Annotated in this window: 15 protein-coding genes; 6 read left to right on the top strand and 9 right to left on the bottom strand. The window is 45.7% G+C overall.

What is annotated here, in order from left to right:
* Window positions 1–140: 140 nt before the first annotated feature.
* Both H6F56_RS11275 and trmB read right to left on the bottom strand, forming a co-directional pair.
* Window positions 141–710: a pentapeptide repeat-containing protein gene (locus H6F56_RS11275; RefSeq protein ID WP_242031953.1), complete on the bottom strand. Its 570-nt coding sequence runs from the start codon at window positions 708–710 to the stop codon at window positions 141–143.
* Between the two features lie 3 nt (window positions 711–713).
* Window positions 714–1,352: a tRNA (guanosine(46)-N7)-methyltransferase TrmB gene (gene trmB / locus H6F56_RS11270; protein WP_190667847.1), complete on the bottom strand. Its 639-nt coding sequence runs from the start codon at window positions 1,350–1,352 to the stop codon at window positions 714–716.
* A gap of 1,033 nt (window positions 1,353–2,385) precedes the next feature.
* Between trmB and H6F56_RS11265 the strand changes: the two genes are divergently transcribed.
* The 3 genes from H6F56_RS11265 to H6F56_RS11255 all read left to right on the top strand — a co-directional run bounded on the left by H6F56_RS11265 (window position 2,386) and on the right by H6F56_RS11255 (window position 4,117).
* Complete coding sequence (locus tag H6F56_RS11265; protein WP_190667845.1) at window positions 2,386–2,586, top strand: hypothetical protein; 201 nt, start codon at window positions 2,386–2,388, stop codon at window positions 2,584–2,586.
* A gap of 363 nt (window positions 2,587–2,949) precedes the next feature.
* Complete coding sequence (locus H6F56_RS11260) at window positions 2,950–3,150, top strand: hypothetical protein (protein WP_190667843.1); 201 nt, start codon at window positions 2,950–2,952, stop codon at window positions 3,148–3,150.
* Window positions 3,151–3,265: 115 nt separating this feature from the next.
* Complete coding sequence (locus H6F56_RS11255; RefSeq protein ID WP_190667841.1) at window positions 3,266–4,117, top strand: Npun_R2479 family HD domain-containing metalloprotein; 852 nt, start codon at window positions 3,266–3,268, stop codon at window positions 4,115–4,117.
* Between the two features lie 81 nt (window positions 4,118–4,198).
* Here H6F56_RS11255 and H6F56_RS11250 read toward each other — a convergent pair whose 3' ends face one another.
* Together H6F56_RS11250 and H6F56_RS11245 are read right to left on the bottom strand one after the other, a co-directional pair.
* Window positions 4,199–4,597 carry an alr0857 family protein gene (locus H6F56_RS11250; RefSeq protein ID WP_190667839.1) on the bottom strand — a complete coding sequence of 133 codons (399 nt, stop codon included), beginning with the start codon at window positions 4,595–4,597 and terminating at the stop codon, window positions 4,199–4,201.
* A 63-nt stretch (window positions 4,598–4,660) separates the two neighbouring features.
* Window positions 4,661–5,185: an HNH endonuclease gene (locus H6F56_RS11245; RefSeq protein WP_309236495.1), complete on the bottom strand. Its 525-nt coding sequence runs from the start codon at window positions 5,183–5,185 to the stop codon at window positions 4,661–4,663.
* 401 nt (window positions 5,186–5,586) lie between these two features.
* On the opposite strand from H6F56_RS11245, the gene H6F56_RS11240 reads away from it, so the two are divergent.
* Both H6F56_RS11240 and H6F56_RS11235 read left to right on the top strand, forming a co-directional pair.
* Entirely contained in the window at window positions 5,587–5,922 is a 336-nt protein-coding gene (locus H6F56_RS11240) for a ribbon-helix-helix domain-containing protein (RefSeq protein ID WP_190667835.1), read from the top strand.
* A gap of 281 nt (window positions 5,923–6,203) precedes the next feature.
* Window positions 6,204–7,331: a succinylglutamate desuccinylase/aspartoacylase domain-containing protein gene (locus tag H6F56_RS11235; protein WP_190667833.1), complete on the top strand. Its 1,128-nt coding sequence runs from the start codon at window positions 6,204–6,206 to the stop codon at window positions 7,329–7,331.
* A gap of 54 nt (window positions 7,332–7,385) precedes the next feature.
* Here H6F56_RS11235 and H6F56_RS11230 read toward each other — a convergent pair whose 3' ends face one another.
* The 4 genes from H6F56_RS11230 to H6F56_RS11215 form a co-directional block, all read right to left on the bottom strand.
* Window positions 7,386–7,580 (bottom strand): hypothetical protein, encoded by a 195-nt coding sequence (locus H6F56_RS11230; RefSeq protein ID WP_190667831.1) that lies wholly within the window; start codon window positions 7,578–7,580, stop codon window positions 7,386–7,388.
* Window positions 7,581–7,698: 118 nt separating this feature from the next.
* Window positions 7,699–8,166, bottom strand: a complete 468-nt coding sequence (locus H6F56_RS11225; protein ID WP_190667829.1) for a GNAT family N-acetyltransferase — start codon at window positions 8,164–8,166, stop codon at window positions 7,699–7,701.
* Between the two features lie 63 nt (window positions 8,167–8,229).
* Window positions 8,230–10,272 (bottom strand): magnesium chelatase ATPase subunit D, encoded by a 2,043-nt coding sequence (gene bchD, locus H6F56_RS11220; RefSeq protein ID WP_190667827.1) that lies wholly within the window; start codon window positions 10,270–10,272, stop codon window positions 8,230–8,232.
* Between the two features lie 123 nt (window positions 10,273–10,395).
* Window positions 10,396–11,598, bottom strand: coding sequence for a sensor histidine kinase (locus H6F56_RS11215; protein ID WP_190667825.1), 1,203 nt, complete (start codon window positions 11,596–11,598; stop codon window positions 10,396–10,398).
* Between the two features lie 880 nt (window positions 11,599–12,478).
* Between H6F56_RS11215 and H6F56_RS11210 the strand changes: the two genes are divergently transcribed.
* Window positions 12,479–15,208, top strand: a complete 2,730-nt coding sequence (locus tag H6F56_RS11210; RefSeq protein WP_190667823.1) for a PAS domain S-box protein — start codon at window positions 12,479–12,481, stop codon at window positions 15,206–15,208.
* A gap of 203 nt (window positions 15,209–15,411) precedes the next feature.
* Here the strand turns inward: H6F56_RS11210 and H6F56_RS11205 are convergent, their stop codons facing one another.
* Window positions 15,412–17,256 carry an ABC transporter ATP-binding protein gene (locus tag H6F56_RS11205; RefSeq protein ID WP_190667821.1) on the bottom strand — a complete coding sequence of 615 codons (1,845 nt, stop codon included), beginning with the start codon at window positions 17,254–17,256 and terminating at the stop codon, window positions 15,412–15,414.
* Window positions 17,257–17,293: the final 37 nt, after the last annotated feature.

The following is a 17,293-nucleotide window of genomic DNA, read 5'->3' as shown; positions in this document are numbered from 1 at the left end:
TTTTCTCCCAGCTTACTACTGAGAGGGAATCGCAATCTTCAGAAGTTTTACTGAAACCGGCAGCACAGCTTTAAAACTATTTTAAGAATTGTTTCGCTTCTTTCAACGAGACAACAACTTTACCTTAGCACACCACATTTTTACTTTTTGATATCTTCATAAATCGTGCCATCCGGCATGATCGTTCCAGTTAAAATAACATCCGTTAAATCAACGCCAGTGAGGTTGGCTTCTTGAAGGTTGGCTTTAATTAAATAGGCACCAATTAAATCAGCATTACTTAGATTCGCCTTGCTCAAGTTCGCCAAACTTAAGCGAGCGGATCTTAAGTCAGCGCCGCTTAAGTCGGCGTCTATTAAGTTAGCATTCTGAAGATCGGCACCCATTAAATTGCTATTACTCAAGTTGGCCCCTCTGAGTTTGGCCCCGTTGAGTTTAGCACCGGAAAGATCGGCACCGGAAAGATCGGCACCTTCAAGATAGCTATTGCGGAGATCGGCGTCACTGAGGTTGGCATTGGTTAGGTTAGCATTACTCAGATTGCAAACCCGACATTCTTTGGTTTGTAGCAATCGTGTAATGTGTGCTTGATTTGCTGCTATAACCGGCACAGTTAAACCGAGGGGAATTAACAGGGTGATGATCTCAATTACTTTTAATTTCATGGTGCCTTCACCTGTGCGTAAATCCATCGCCTCAGCAAGTTGCAAAGTTTAACGACGAACAAACAAAGCTCGATAAACCGGCTCACCCCGTTCTAGAGTATAAATCTCGCGTTCAGTTGCTACCGGCAGCGGATTTTCTGTTAGCCATTCCTCGCCATCGTGCGTTTTATAAAAGGCTGGATGCTCGTCAAAATGAGCGCACATTTCCCTCTCCACTTCTTCAACATCTGATTGAATAAAAACCTGTCCGCCGGCAGTTAAGCAGGCAGCTAAATCTTCTACCATTGCCGGTTGCACCATGCGCCGTTTTTGATGCCGGTGTTTAAACCAAGGATCGGGGAACTGAATCGTAACGCGCTGCAAAACGCCAGCCGGCAAGGATTCTAGCACAGGTTTTAATGAGTTATTCGCATTGCAAAATAGATAGTGCAGGTTAGTTAAACCTAGTTGATTTCGCGATGTGATTGCTTGTTCTACCAGTGCTTCCCGAATTTCCAATCCCAAATAATTCCAAGCCGGTTCTATTTGCGCCATACTGAGCAAAAATCGCCCCCAGGCGCAGCCAATATCCAGATGTAGTGGCTTAGCCGTCTCAGCATAGACTTGACTCCAAACCGGCGGCTGCACCGGCGTCTGATACATCTTGCTGAGTGGATTGACGTGTTGGCGTACTCTCACTCGTGCCACCGGCAATTCCTCCTTTAATTTTAATTTTGCAGTTAAGACAGCTATTATATTTTTAATCTTAGCCTTTCCACAACACTTGATGCAGTTTTTGCAATAGCTAACAAGAAAATCTGCTTTACCTCTGCTCAAAAAACAAAAGTTACCCTTCAAAAAGCGAAAAACAGCCGGTGAAATAAAAGTGCGATGAGTTTATTCAAACAGAATTTAAGCCAAGATTTATCCAAATAACCCACACGAATCAGCATTAGAACTATTGAGAAGGTTCTTCTTGCCAGTGTGCCTGAGGTTATTTTTACTTTGATAGGATAAAAACTTCATATCTTTAAATTCAAGGGTGGCTGAGATTTGGATTAAGGGATTAGGGGCTTTTGGCTTTTTCTGCCGGCAAGAAAAATTTACCCAAGAACACTTTTCAGACAACGCTTTCCCCATACTCCATATTATGGGCTTCATGTCAAGTTAAGCGATATACTTTTTATTAAGGGTTTTTCAGCCGGCAACCCTGCGCCACACAGACATTTTTCCCAATTTAAATGTTACAGATCAACCGAGTTAAATGTGTAATTTGACAAGACAAGTCTATTTGTTTGCCTTGTCCCGTTCAAATTCCAGCTTTTCAGGATATGTAACTGAGAAAAAGAGAAGTTAGAGTATGACGAGTTACTGTGCGGTCTGGATGGCATTGTTTCTTTTCTTAATAATATATTAACGATATTCCTCAAGATAGATGGCGATGGGAAAACGAGCGCATAGACTGATAACAGTGGGATTGAGCCACTAGCAACCCGCTTGAGAATTCATCTGGGTGTCAGTTGGTGGGATTCAATTGCAGCACTTAAAAAGCTAGATGTTGAGGCGATGACTGCCTCTGCATGAATGGAAACAGCCGCCGAACAATCGCTGACAATAAAAAAATATTACCTCGGCATAAAAGAAGCGGTTTAATTCAAGCAAAAAATCGGCTGAATACTATTTATATTCTGGGTGCTAACGGTTTTCTAGCTAAACACTCATTTAATTTCACCTTAAACCTATGCAATCATCAACCAGTCTCTACCAGTCTAATATTGCCGAATTGTATTGCTCGGCCTGGAATACTCGCAGTATTTCTTCTACGAGTCGGCAAAGTTTAAGATCGGCGTTATTAAATGATTCTTTGAATGAAGCTGACTACCGAATTATTAATCGAATGCTTTATGCAGTTCGTCGGGGATGGTTGAAACTAGCCGATTAAGCAAACTTGCTCAGGGGAGCTAGAATCGGCAGGCTATTGAAGTCTAAAATGCGACGCTTAGCAAAAATTTTTCACTTCTCACGCACAAGATCAAGACCATTGAACTCAAACCTAACTGCTTAAAATGCTCCGGGGTCCACTTCGGGGCGTTTTTGCTTGGGGAGTCATTGACACACGCCGGGAAAAAGCTTGTTTGGTAGCCAGCGTAGCCGATAGGTAATTCTATCAGGCAGCTTAGATGATTCATAGAGATTTAAATCACAAATCTTGAGTGATTTTGTCACAAAAGCTTTTGGATTCGCATCACAGTAAGAAAGGGAGGGATGATTCATACTATAAAGATAAATTTCAGAGCTTAACGCTATGCAATTTTTCGTAAATATTTCCCAATTAAACCTTGTAGACCTCTGCTTTCAGGTTTGGAAAACTGGTAGCATTAATCAAGCTCACCGGCAGCAGCTCAGGTCGGCACTGTTAGCCGAGTCCTTAAGCGAATATGATCAAATCATTATCAACAGAATGCTTTATGCGGTTCGCCGAGGCTGGTTAAAAGTGGTGAGTTAACCCGTTAAAAACCCTGCCCTTAAGGCAATGGGGTGCCGGAAAACGTGTTATAAAGTTAAACTTTATCGCGAGTTTCAATTAAATTTGTAAAAATTTCGTCTTGGGGGAAATGAATATGCTTAATTTAACAGCAATTTTGATTGATGCCTTTGTGCCGCAGCTGCAAGCCGGCTACCAGCGTACTTATGGGGCATATAAACCCGACTATGCAGATATTATTGCCTGGGCCGGCAATATGGCATTAGAAAATATTGATAATAGCGACGCACTTTATCACAACGTTGAACACACCATTTTAGTCACCTTAGTTGGTCAGGAAATTCTGCGCGGCAAGCACATCCGTGAAGGCGGCGTTTCCTGCGAAGATTGGTTACATTTCATTATTTCCCTGTTATGCCATGACATTGGCTATGTGAAAGGCGTTTGCCGGCAAGATGACGACGCACAAAGATTATACGCCACCGGCAAAGACGGGATGAAAGTCAGTATCCCTGCCGGCGCAACAGATGCCAGCCTTACCCCCTATCATGTGGATCGGGGCAAACTGTTTATCGATGAGCGATTTGGTGGACACCGGCTGATAGATGCCGAAAGTATTAAACGCAATATTGAGCTAACTCGCTTCCCCGCGCCCAAAGATCAAGATCATCAAGATACCATCAACTATCCTGGGCTGCTTCGTGCCGCCGATCTCATCGGTCAACTGAGCGATCCCCGCTACTTAAACAAAATTGGTGCCTTGTTCTACGAATTTGAAGAAACCGGCACCAATAAAGCATTAAACTACCGCCATCCCGGAGATTTACGGCGCAACTATCCCAAGTTTTATTGGAACGGAGTTTACCCTTACATTCAAGAAACCCTCGGCTATTTAGAACTCACACAAGAAGGCAAACAGATTATTGCCAACCTTTACGCAAATGTGTGCCGAGTCGAACACGAACAGCCGGCTTCTTTAGTTGCTTAACCTGGCAAATTCAAAACCAAATTTGTTAGAAATTTCCACTAAAAAGGGCGTTCAATTGGACGCCCTTTTTCAGCCAAATTTTCAATCCCCGGCCTCTTTTACAAAGGAGGCGCAAGCTTGAGCTTCTTGCCAGCACTTGAGTAGGAAGAATTCAGTACGATCACACAATGCTGTGACAAACACTCCCTCAGCGGTTTCACCGTCTGCCGCAAGCCAAGTCCCCCGCAAGCTGACTTCAACATACTCCGCATCAGCCGCACACACAGAGATCGTATCGCTTCCTTCTCGCGGCATCTCAGTTTCCAGGTAATGCAAACCGGGTAAATCCGCAGGGAGTAGAAAGGACGCCGTTATTGGTTCAACGCAGAGGCTTTGGCCAACTCGCATTGCCACAATCACTCGTGCGGCAACCAATTCCTCTAAAGATTGAGCCAGACGATCTAAATGAAAGCTTGTTTCAGTGTATGTGAACTTCAGCATTGCCGGTGGTCTCCCGTTGTTTTGAGTGCTGAGTGGGGAATGTACAGACCGATTCCCCATGCCTTATTCCCGAAGTTGCTGTTCGCGCCAGAAGTGTTCGGAGAATGAAACCGCTGGATGAATGGGTGCCTTGGGTTGGCTGCGAAGTTGCATTCCCGCCTGTAGGGGTGTGCGATTGCCTTTGTGGGAGTTGCACCGTTCGCAGGCGGTGACAACGTTATCCCAGGTGTGGGGACCCCCTTTAGACCGAGGAATGACGTGATCTAAGGTCAAGTGCTTGCCGCTGCCGCAGTATTGGCAGGCGTGGCCGTCTCGCCGCAAAACTTCCCGGCGGTTGACAGGTGGAACTTTCCAGATGCGTTCCTTGCCGGCTATCGTCAGACGGATGTATTCTGGCACCTGCAAAATGCAATTCGATGAGCGTACGGGCCAAGAAGTGCCCCCCGTTCCACCCACAAAATCGAGTGGTTCTGCCTTGCCGGTGACTAATAAAATAATTGCCCGCTTGATATTAATTCGGCTAACTGGCAAGTAGTTCTGGGAGAACACTACCACCGACCTGCTTAATACGTCAGTTATGCTTGTCACAGCTGAACTCCTCATAAAAAAACCCCCGCTTTCTATGTTTAGAAGCGGGGGCTGAAAAAGTCCTGTTTAAGTCTTTTCATCCTATTTTGGTACAGCATGACTCCTGTACCTCCCGCTTCGTTTGTTTAGTCGCCGCCCTACGATCCGCTGATGGCTGGCACTCTTGAAATTGCTGTTATTATCTTTGGCCCAACCTCGTAGGCTATAGCTACCTTCAAATATAAACTCCACGTCCATTGCCGCCAATTCCCAACCGCAAAAGCGATGGAAGGCAGACCATGTCGTGGAGATAAGGGTAATAATGTTCACGGTGATAGTTTTTGAAAGCAGCTATTTGAATCCTACAGCTTATATACTACACTTATAGTACAAGCCTGTCTACCCTCTGGAGGAAAAAAGTTATGCATACCCTCACTCGCACTCCGACCACTGAAATGGAAGTTACTAGCATACGCTTGGAGAGAGAGCTGAAGGAAAAACTCAAAGAACTCGCTGGAAATCAAGGATATCAAGCCCTGATCCGAGATTTGCTGTGGAATTATGTTCAGCAAAAATCGGGAGATTATCGACCGCAATTTTCAAGGGCGGATATTCGAGCGAGTCTGGCAGCAACCGCGCAAAAAGAAGAACACTGTGTCCTCACCGGCAAGTTAATTAGACCCCAGGAACCAATGTTATTAGGATTCACAACGAACGGTGATATGGTTCCCCTCAGTTTGGAGAGTTTGGCCGGCTAGCTTAATGAGAGCAACAGGTTCCGCCCCTTGCGCCAAAGAAGGGAACCTGTTGCTTCTTCTCCTGGATTATACCAGCGGCAAGCTTTTAATTATCTGCTCAATTTCTGTCATAATTTCCCGGATTTCTTGAAGGGTAATGATAATTTAATGATAGTAAAAAATGTAATTAAGTGATAATTGTATTCATGATAAAATCTTTTATGGATTCGCTTGCTATATTTTTTAAAATATCAAAAACTTAAACGATAGCTATTTATAAATATTACCAGCCGACAGTTAATATGATTCCAGATATTTCAACGATTCCCCTACTGCAACTTGCCTCGGGTGATCGCCTCTCGTTGCAAGTTTATAAGTTTGCCGGCATCCAACCGGGTAAAAAAGTCTATTTGCAAGCGAACCTACATGGCGCTGAAATTGTCGGAAATGCGGTGATTCATCAACTGATAGAATTCTTGATGACATTAGATACCTCTCAGCTTGCCGGCGAAATTTGGCTGCTGCCGGTGTGCAACCCCTTAGGAACTAGCCAGCGAGGGCATAATTTTTCCACAGGGCGCTTCAACAGCTATGATGGGAAAGACTGGAATCGAATTTTCTGGGATTATGAAAAAGAGTGCGAGGATTTAGACGTCTTCGCTCAAAGTCAGCTTGATTTTGATCCAGCTACTATTCGGCAAAATTATCTCAAGCGGATAAAAGAAAGCTTTGAAAAGCTGTTAGAAAAGATCCAATCTCCGGCAAGCGTACCCTATCATGAGCGTTACCGCTATCAGTTACAGTCTTTATGTATCGATGCAGATTATTTGATAGACTTGCATAGTTCCACCAATCAATGCGTGGATTTTGTCTATTACTTCCGCCATCGGGAAGAAAGTGCTAAATACTTTTTACTGGATTGTGGCATTGTCTTAGATAAATATGATGGGGATGCCTTCGATGAAGCTTTTATCAAGCCTTGGCTCGCTTTAGAGGAGAGTTTCTCTAAATTGGGAAGACAAATTCAATTTGATATAGAAGCTTGGACACTGGAACTCGGTTCTGGTATGCAAATGAATCCTAAATCTGTGGAGAAAGGAATTCGCGGTATAAAGAATTATTTGATTCAGAAAGGGATTTTATATGCCGGCACATTTTCCCATGATGAAAATATAGCACGCGAAATGATTTTTAAACAACGAAGCGAGATCAAAAAATACTTTGCGGCTGCCGGCGGCATGATTCAAAATCGAGTGGCTTTGGAAACTACAGTTAAGGCTGGAGATTGGCTTTACCAGATTCTCAGTTTTAATAAAGTTGGAGAGTTACCGGCTGTTTTGGATGTATGTGCAGAAGATGCCGGCATCGTTTTTGAACTTTCTATTAATGAGTCGGTGAATGAAGGCGAGTTTGTTTTATCGATGATGTAAGATTTGAGCAATAAGTTAAGTTTTAAAATTTCGCAAAAAAAGGAATCTGCTAATTTATTTGTGATCGTCTGGTTTTGATATTTTACTTTCTAATTTAGCTTCCATCTTCACCTTCTTTTTCTTCATTTGCTTAATTTGAGCAAGTATTTTTCGCCACTCTACAGCTATTTCTTTAGCTGAATCATCCGAGTGAAATTCCAGATAGGTAACTGTCTTGCGAATTAAATACTCAAATTCTGCCGGCGTCATAGAATTTTAGATTGATAAAAAGCAATTTAAGTTGATTTTAACCACTGAAAATTTTAGCCGGCAGACATCTTGCGCGAGTCGTCTTACCCGGCGGGTTGCCGGCATCAATCTCAATTCATCATTTAGAAATTCCTTGATACTGCATAACTGCAAAGCGAACCGGCAGCAGTTTAGATGCAACTTGTCCCAACGCAAATTTAATCTTCAGCGGCTTCGGTAAAGACTTCCAAGGAATTTCAACAAAACCAAACCGACGGTAAAACGGCACTAATCCCGACATACATTCTAAATACAGCGGTTGGGTTGCTTCCTCAATTAAATGCCGAGTCAGATAGGTAGCCAGTCCTTTATCGCGCCAAGCCGGCGCTACTACCAAACTACCGAGTTCTTGAACCCCTAAAAAGCTACGCAATTGCCCACACGCAACAATCTTTCCCTGATATTCAATCGTTTTGAACTGCTGCCACCGTAACTGGGTTGGCTCTAGTTTTGCCCCCAAAACTAGCTTCCGAATCTCCCAGATATCCTCAACCTTGGCTGGGCGAAGAACACATCCTGGTAATAGAGAAACACTTAACTGATTCATAAATTCTCAAGCTAACGCCGGCAGACTTTATGACAACCAAAGTAACTGAAATTGCCTCAAAAATTACCGGCTTTTCAAATCCGCAATCGCATTCATGGTCATTGTAGCAATTGCCCGATCAGTCGCCTTCGGCAAATGGTAATACTTACCCCCAGCCGATTGCGCCAACTCCTTGGCAAAGCCGGTGGAAACAAACTTATTCTCCGTATCAATCACCAACAACTGAATCCCCAGCATCCGAATTTTGCCGGCAATCTCTAACAATTCCCCCTTAATATCCGGCTTTTCACCCTCAACCGGCGGTTCACCCAGCGATCGCGCCAAGGGAATATTCCCCCGCCCATCCGTAATCGCTACAATTACCACCTGACCGATATCCCCAGATTGCTGGGCATTAACCCCCACGCGCACCGCTTGAGTCAACCCGTGTGCTAGAGGCGAACCCCCACCGCAGGGCATACGTTCCAGACGCCGGCGTGCGGTTGTAATCGAACGCGTGGGCGGCAGCAGCACCTCAGCCGCTTCCCCTCTGAAGGGAATCAGCGACACCTGATCGCGGTTTTGATACGCCTCCGTCAGCAGGTGCATCACCGCACCCTTTGCCGACTGCATCCGGTTCAGCGCCATTGATCCAGAGGCATCCACGACAAAAACCACCAATGCGCCGGCTTTTCTCGCCAACCGCTTTGCCCGAATATCTCCTTGCTCAACAAATACCCGCTTGCTGGGTACGGGTGGGTTTGGTTTATCGCTGGTTTGTGCCGGCAGCTCGGCATCTCCATGACGCGCCCGACGTGCCTTCTGATAAGGTGCAGCAGCGCGTAACGTCGCATCCACCGCAATTCGGCGAACCGGCCCTTTTGGCAACACCGGCTTCACATACCGCCCCCGATCATCCGAGAAAATAATACTGCGACTGCCCGACTTTCCGCGTCGCTGCGCCATTTGAGCGAAAAACAGCACTTCCGGGTCAAGAATCACTCCTTCAGGGTCGAACAGAAACTCCTCCGGAACGCTCATCTCCTCTTCCTCTGGGGGTTCGGGATTTTCCTCTTCCTCCTGTTCTTCCTGCTCTTGCTCTGACTGATCTTCCGGTGGTGGCGGTGGCGGCGGGGGTGGCGGTTCCTCCGGCGGGGGCGTCTGCACAATCGTTGCGCGAGGCACAATCACCAACTCCACAGCGCGGCGCAAATCCTCAGCATTCACCGCTGTGCGCCCGTCCAAAGCTGCTGCCACCTTCGCCACACGTACCGCAAACAGCTCAGCGCGATGTCCCCGCACTCCACCCCGAACCGCCTCTTCTACTAAATAGGCAATTTGCTCGCGGGCAATCGCCACATCCTTCAGCCACTCCCGCGCCAGAATAATCTGCGTTTTCAAATTATCCAAATCTTCTGCATACTGCTGCAAAAATGCTTGAGGCGAATCTGCGTAGGAAAGCGCTTGCTCAACAGCTTGCACCCGCTCATCCAATCCCAATACCCCATCCGCAGAGAGGGCGATCGCAATTCGATCCAGCAAATGCTCCCGCAGCGGCCCTTCTTCCGGGTTATAAGTGGCAATGAATAGAGGTTTGCAAGGATGCTCAAAACTAATACCTTCGCGCTCAACTCGGTTGCGTCCTTCTGTAAGCACACTTAGCAACAAGTTAGCAATATTGTCATCAAGCAGGTTAATTTCATCCACATACAAAACGCCCCGGTGCGCCTCTGCCAGCAACCCCGGTAAAAAGACGGTTTGCCCCTGCCTGACAGACTGCTCAACATCCACCGAACCGATGAGCCGGTCTTCTGTTACCCCCAGCGGAATCTGCACAAACGGTGACGGAATGATTTCCGTACTGGGAACTTCGCCCCCGATTTCTTCCTCCCACTCGCTGGGATCGGCATTCCAAAACGAACCCTTCACCGCTTCTATCGGCGGCAGCAGGGCGTGAAGTGCGCGTGCCATAACCGATTTAGCCGTTCCCCGACGACCGGCAATCGCAACGCCTCCCAACCCCGGATCGACCGCCGCCAGCAGCAGAGCTAACTTGATTGCTTCTTGGCCGACGACCGCTGTTAGGGGAAAAGCAGACATAGAAGTGGGGCTACTCAGCAAAGGCATGGTTTCTCTCAAGGCAGAATCAGAATTTTACCACAGCCGGCGCAACTGCCCTCATTCATTCAATTTAATTTCCCAAAAAAAACTTTTCAAAGCGTTAACCGAAACCGCTAATTCAACGACAGTTTATTCGGAAATTTTGACTTCCATAGGAAAAATTACCGTAAATTTAGAGCCAAATCCGACTTTTGAATTTAACTCGATTTTACCTTGTAATAGTTCCACTAATCTGGTCACAATGGCTAATCCTAGCCCCGTACTGTTAGGCACATAGGACTGATTGCCGGCATCTGCTCCTCGGAAATACGGTTCAAAAATTTGCAATTGTTTTTCTGGAGCGATTCCAATTCCCGTATCTGTGACAGTAATCGACCACTGCCGGTCGGGCAACATCTGGCACTTAATGTTAACTGAACCAGAGTCAGTATAACGAATTGCATTGCTCATCAAGTTTGTAACAATTTGCTGCAATCGCAAGCAATCTGTCACCACTGGCTCTGAAAAATCCTCACAATCTCCAATGACTTTTATATTTTTTGAACGAGCCAGCGGTTCTACCATTTCCGTAACATTAATAATAATTTCTTTCACATTCGTTACGCTTGGCTGCAATATCATCTTTCCGGCTTCATAGCGAGAAATTTCCAAGGCGTCATTGATTAAATGAAGTAACTGTCGGCCTTGCTTCAAGACTTTATCAATATGTCCTAAATTGGGAATCGAATCTTTAACTTCAGGATTTTTTTCTTGTTGCCGCAAAAATAAATCTGAATAGCCGATAATTGAAGTCAGGGGTGTTTTCAATTCGTGGGCAAGATGAGAGAGATTATCCTTACTTGCCCGAACTAAACGAGTCAGTTCCTGATTGGTTAGCTTGAGTTGATTTTGCAGATCCTCCAATTCCCGCAATCGTTCTTCCGTATATGTTTTGAAGCATCGGGCGATTACTTCATCCAGGCCGGTATCAATCAGCCGGCAGGCTCGAATCACTTCTGCCGACGAACCTTTGATTAAATCTTCTTCTAAAGTGGAAAAAATTACCCAGCGCAACAAGCGATATTCCCGCGCAATTTCTTCAGCGTCATAACCTTGCTTAGCTCTGAGCGTGCCGTGTTCTAAACTCTTTTCCACCAAAGTTTTAATATCATTGTCGTCAGAGGGAGATAGCATTCTGGCTATTGCCTGCAGAACAATCGGGACGCTATCACGCACCCCTTTATAAGTCAGTTCCTTGGCGGTTTCGATTCTATCATCCTGCCGAACCGTTTCAATCCAAATTTCTATAATTGTATCAATCTTATTGAGGAGCGCTTGGCTGAAATCCATCATAGTTCGTGCGAGAGGATGAGTATTTACAAGACTTGTCTCTATCTAGATTAAAGTAAAAAAGCGCTCTTTTCAAGAGAACATCGCGTCAGCCCGGATCACCGGCCTTTTTCTAATCAAAGAACCCAACCCTAAAAATTCACCCGTGATTTATCCCCATTCTCGCACTTTTCTAAAAGCAGCAGACAGCATCAAATTTTTCCAGTTTTGAATCGAGTGCCGGCTCTTTGAAATCACAGTTTAATTGTTTTCAAAAATAAAAGCAGTGACGCTAGCCTGTTAACAGGCGCACTCATCTTTAAATTAAATACTGACTAGGGAAGCAGCCCATTTTTTTCGCCATACCTCCCTAACTTAATCAAGAGAGCAGCCTGTAGCCAACTGCTACACCTGTGAATGAGTTTAAATTTTACATGGGCTACCACATCTAACTAAAATACAGTTTTCCCATATTTGCTCAAAAGCTAACAGCGTCTGCTTGCAGTAGGCCGGCATAAACGCTTATTTTACAGAGCGCTAACAGGACAAGCAACTCAGCTGACACTAGCTTCACCCCAGGGCAATTGAGGAACACCGGCACCCAGATTCGCCTTCCCTACCTCGGCTACCGTCAACCCTAAAAAGTGAAAAGCCAGAGAATCTGAGCTGTTGACGCTTCACCTACCTACCTTTGCGCCCGATGGTTGGCGGTTAAACAATCCAGCTGAGTTCAGCTTGATTAAGCTATGTTAGATTTAACAAAAAATAAAATCAGCCAGATTAAAATAAAAAAAATATAAAAAAAGTCCATTAAACCAACAAAATAAAATCTATCAGCTCTGTAAACTTTATTAAGACTCCCTAAAGCAAAGTGCCACCAGATCAGAGAATAAGCAGGTAAGAAATGGGAATTAACACATTGAAAAATCGAATTAATCAGCCTGCCGATCACGCATCGGAGGCTGATCCTTTTTTCAAAATCTCCCTAGATATGCTTTGTGTTGCCGGTTTCGACGGCTATTTCAAACGTATAAACTCGATGTGGGAAAACACCTTCTCATTAAGTGAAGAAGAACTGTTTAGCAAGCCGTTGATTGAATTCGTGCATCCCGAGGATCGAGAATCTACCCTGGCTGCGATTCAAACACTAGCCGGCAACACTGACACACTTTCCTTTGAAAATCGCTATCGCTGCGCCGACGGTTCCTATAAAAGACTGTTGTGGAATGCCACATCTATCCCACAAGAAGAATTAATCTACGCCGTAGCAAAAGATATTAGCAACAACGAAACCACAGCGCCATCAGAGCCGACAATTCAAACGGACGAATCAGAAGCACCTAACCCAAAGAAACCCCCCAAACTCACCCGTACCATCACCCTGCTTAGACAAGAAATTCGCAAAAGTAAACGCGTTCAGAAACAATTGCGGCAAAGCGAAGAACGCTTACGCAGTTACTTAGAACTCTCCGCAATCGGCATCGCCATCACCTCCCCCGAACAAGGCTGGCTAGAAGTCAATGACACTTTATGCAAAATCTTTGGCTATAGCCGCTCGGAACTGATGCAAAAAAGTTGGGAATCGCTAACGCATCCTGAAGATTTGCCGGCTAATTTAACACAATTTAACCGAGCTTTAGCCGGCGAAATTGATAGCTACTCAATCGATCAACGATTTATCCGCTCCGATGGCCAAACGATCCACGCGAACATCTCAGTGCGCTGCGTCCGCCAAAGTGACGAATCAATCGATTATTTCTTTACCTTAGTTCAAGATACCACCGAGCGCGTACAAACCCTAGAGGCACAGCGTCAAAGTGAAGCGCGGCTAAATCTGGCTCTCAAAGCCGCTCGGATGGGCGTTTGGGACTGGGATATTGCCAGCGGCCAAGTCACCTTTTCTGACAGCATGGAAGCCCTATTTGGCCTGCCTCCAAACAGCTTTGCCGGCACCTATTATGCCTTTCTCAACCTCATCCATCCTGAAGATCGTAGTCGGATGATGCTAGCCCTCGCTTGCGCCGTAGAAGCCGGCCACGAGTACAATATCGAAAACCGAATTATTTGGCCCAACGGCATCGTGCGCTGGGTTGCCGGTAATGGGAAAGTCTTGCGAGATAGCGCCGGCAACCCCGTACGAATGATCGGCACCGTCACAGACATCACCGCACGCAAACAAGCCACCGAATCTCTTACACAAGCCAACGAAGAACTGGAAATGAAAGTTGAAGCGCGGACTGCCGCCTTTCGACACGCCATTGGACAACTGCACGGCGAAATTGCCGAACGCAAGCGCGTCGGAGAACAACTTCGCAAATCCCAAGAAATGTTGCAGCAAGTGATGGACAATATTCCCCAATTAATTGCTTGGAAAGATTCCAATTCCGTTTATCTCGGTTGTAACCGCAGCATGGCTAGGGTGGTCGGCTTATGTTCTCCAGAAGACATTATTGGCAAAACTGACAGCGATTTACCCTGGAAGCTTGAAGAGGCCAATTTCTTGCGTGAAGGCGAGCTGCGAGTGATGCATACAGACACGCCTGAATATCACATTATCGAATCCCACCAGCAAGCCGATGGCAACCAAGTTTGGTTAGATAAAAATAGAATTCCCCTTCATGATGGAGCTGGCAATGTTGTCGGTATCTTAGTTACTTCTGAAGATATTACTGAACGTGCCTCTGCCGAAGATGCCTTGCGGAAATCAGAAGCACAACTAAGACAACAAGCAACGCAATTAGAAGCGACTTTGCGTCAGTTGCAAAAAACTCAAACGCAATTGATTCAAACCGAAAAAATGTCTTCTCTGGGGCAATTAGTTGCCGGTGTAGCTCACGAAATTAACAACCCGATTAACTTTATTTACGGCAACATCGAATACGCCAGCCAATACATCCAACAACTGCTCGAAGTCGTACATCTTTACGAAGAATGCTATCCCACACCGATGCCGGCAATTCAAGCAAAAGCAGAAGACATTGACCTAGATTTTGTAACAGAAGACTTGCCCAAAGTTCTCAATTCCATGAGGATAGGCGCAGATCGCATCCGCGCAATTGTGCTGTCCTTACGCAACTTCTCCCGCTTAGATGAAGCCGAAAAAAAACGAGTCGATATTCACGCCGGCATCGATAGTACCCTGCTGATATTACAACACCGGCTCAAAGCCAAAGCCGCTACTGAGGGAATTGAGATCATTAAAGAATATGGCAACTTACCCTTAGTAGATTGCTATGCCGGCCAGCTCAACCAAGTCTTTATGAATCTCCTCTCCAACGCCATCGACGCCCTAGAAAGCCGGCCCATCCCACGGATCATTACAATTCGTACCTCAATCAACTCTGAACCCCTTAGACCCAACTCTGATATTGAACAATCAACTCAAGACATCACTTCAGCCATTATTCGCATTTCTGATAACGGCCTAGGCATGACAGAGGAAGTCCAAACTCGCCTTTTTGACCCCTTCTTTACTACCAAACCCGTCGGTAAAGGCACAGGTTTAGGCTTAACAATCGCCTATCAAATTATCGTAGAAAAACACGGAGGCCGGTTGAGTTGCAATTCCGCGCCGGCGAAAGGTACAGAATTCATCATCGAAATTCCCCTGCAACAGACCCAAGAACATGAATAAACCCCATCTACACATCCAACACCCTTAAAACATCATCCGCGTGAATCTCCCAATCCCTAACCAAAACACTCCGCCTACATCTGCGTTTATCTGTGGGCGCAGGTGAAACTTGAATGACGAGCAAAGCACATTCAAGTTTCACCTGTGGAATCTGCGGTTAAAACATCCAACCTTTTTAATCCCTATTAGAACCCCAAAAACACTTACAAACTCGCCTCATTTCCCAACATTTGCAACTTATACAAACTCGCATAAAGACCTTCTTGCTGTAACAATTCCTCGTGACTACCCGACTCTACCAACTGCCCCCGCTTAAGGACAAAAATTCGATCCACATTGCGAATCGTTGAAAGCCGGTGAGCAATAATAATTGCAGTACGTCCTACCAAAAGACGATCAAGCGCATCCTGAATTAAAGCTTCAGTCCCTACATCTAAACTTGCCGTCGCTTCATCAAGAACCAAAATTTGAGGATTGCGAATTGCAGCGCGGGCAAACGCTAATAGCTGTTTTTGCCCGCCAGAAAGATTCGTTCCTCGCTCTCGCAATTGGGTATTATATCCTTGGGGTAGCTGTTCCATAAAACTCGCCACATTCGTTTGCTGAGCGGCTGTCTGGATTTCCTCAAAAGAATAATCATCTCCAAGGGTAATGTTGCTCTTGACATCACCGGCAAACAAAAAACCATCTTGCAAAATCACACTGAGATGCCGGCGCAATTCTGCTTGAGGCATCTGACGAACATCGACCCCATTCACAAGAACCCGCCCTTTAGTCGGTTCATAAAGCCGGCACAGCAGCCTGATAATCGAACTTTTTCCCGCGCCGGTAGGGCCAACTAACGCTACCTTTTCACCCGGACGAATTGTGAAATCCAAATCTTTCAGGACATATTCATCTTCTTTGTAGGCAAACCAAACGTGTTCAAAGCGAATTTCACCAAGTTGTTCGCTGCCGGCTGCTGACAAATGGCTTTTAACCGATGCTGCCTCTGGATCTCGAATTTCAATCGGTTCACTTAAAATATCGCTGATGCGTTCAACCGCAGTGAAGCCGGCTTGAATCGCGGTGAATTTTTCAGCAAATTGTCGCAGGGGATCAAACAAACGCTGGGCAAACAAAATAAAAGCAGATAATGTACCAAAACTCAGCGCATCTTCCATGACACGAACACCACCCAGCCACAAAACACCGCCAATAGCAACGAGGGCGATCCATTCCAGGGTTGCAGATACCGCTGAGTCGTGAAAGATGGTTTTATCCACCTCTTTGATATAGCGCAGGTTAATGGTACGAAATAGCTCACTATTAAATTGTTCGCGGCGAAATAGTTGTACCACCCCAATACCGGTGATGTTTTCTTGTAGGGTGGCATTTAAACTCGAAAGTTCTTCTCTCGCTTTATAATTCGCTTTGCGATATTGCTGTTGAAAATAAATAATTACACCGGCAACCGGCAACAACATTAGCAACAGCATCAGAGCCAGTTGCCATTGCAGGGTAAACATGGTGATGGTAATCACCACAATTGAAAACAAATCGGTAATAATGCCAATTGCGCCGGTGGAAAATACTTCTCCCAAGGCATCTACATCACTGGTGAGGCGAGTGATTAGCCGGCCTACGGGTGTCCGATCAAAAAATCGCACCGCCAGAGATGTGACGTGGTGAAATAAGTCATTGCGAATATCGGCAGTAATTTTTTGGCCAACCTTCTGCACCAAATAGCTTTGCACCGATTCTAAAGCTAGCCGAATCACGACAGTGAGCAGCAGCAGGCCGGCAAGTATATTCAACCCCTGCGATAGCGGTTTGCCTTGAAGAAAGTCAAAGGTATTGGGTTCAGAACGAATGAGTGAAATTGCCTGCCCAACAATAATCGGCTGAATGGCACCGGCAAAGGATAGGGGCACCAATAACACAAGGGAGATGGCCAGCAAACGCCCGCTACGTCGGGCATAGGGCACTAAACGCAAAAATAAGCGCCAGTCGTTTTCGCGCGATCGCCGGTTTTCGGGAGCCTGTGTCGGCGGTGATAAGCTAGTCATTTAAAACCTAAGCAGCAGCACTGTAGAAAAAACACGC

This window comes from Microcoleus sp. FACHB-672, from assembly GCF_014695725.1.
Classification (GTDB): Bacteria; Cyanobacteriota; Cyanobacteriia; order Cyanobacteriales; family Oscillatoriaceae; genus FACHB-68.
Note: the sequence above shows the minus strand (reverse complement) of the source record. Positions and strands in the feature narration are given on the sequence as shown.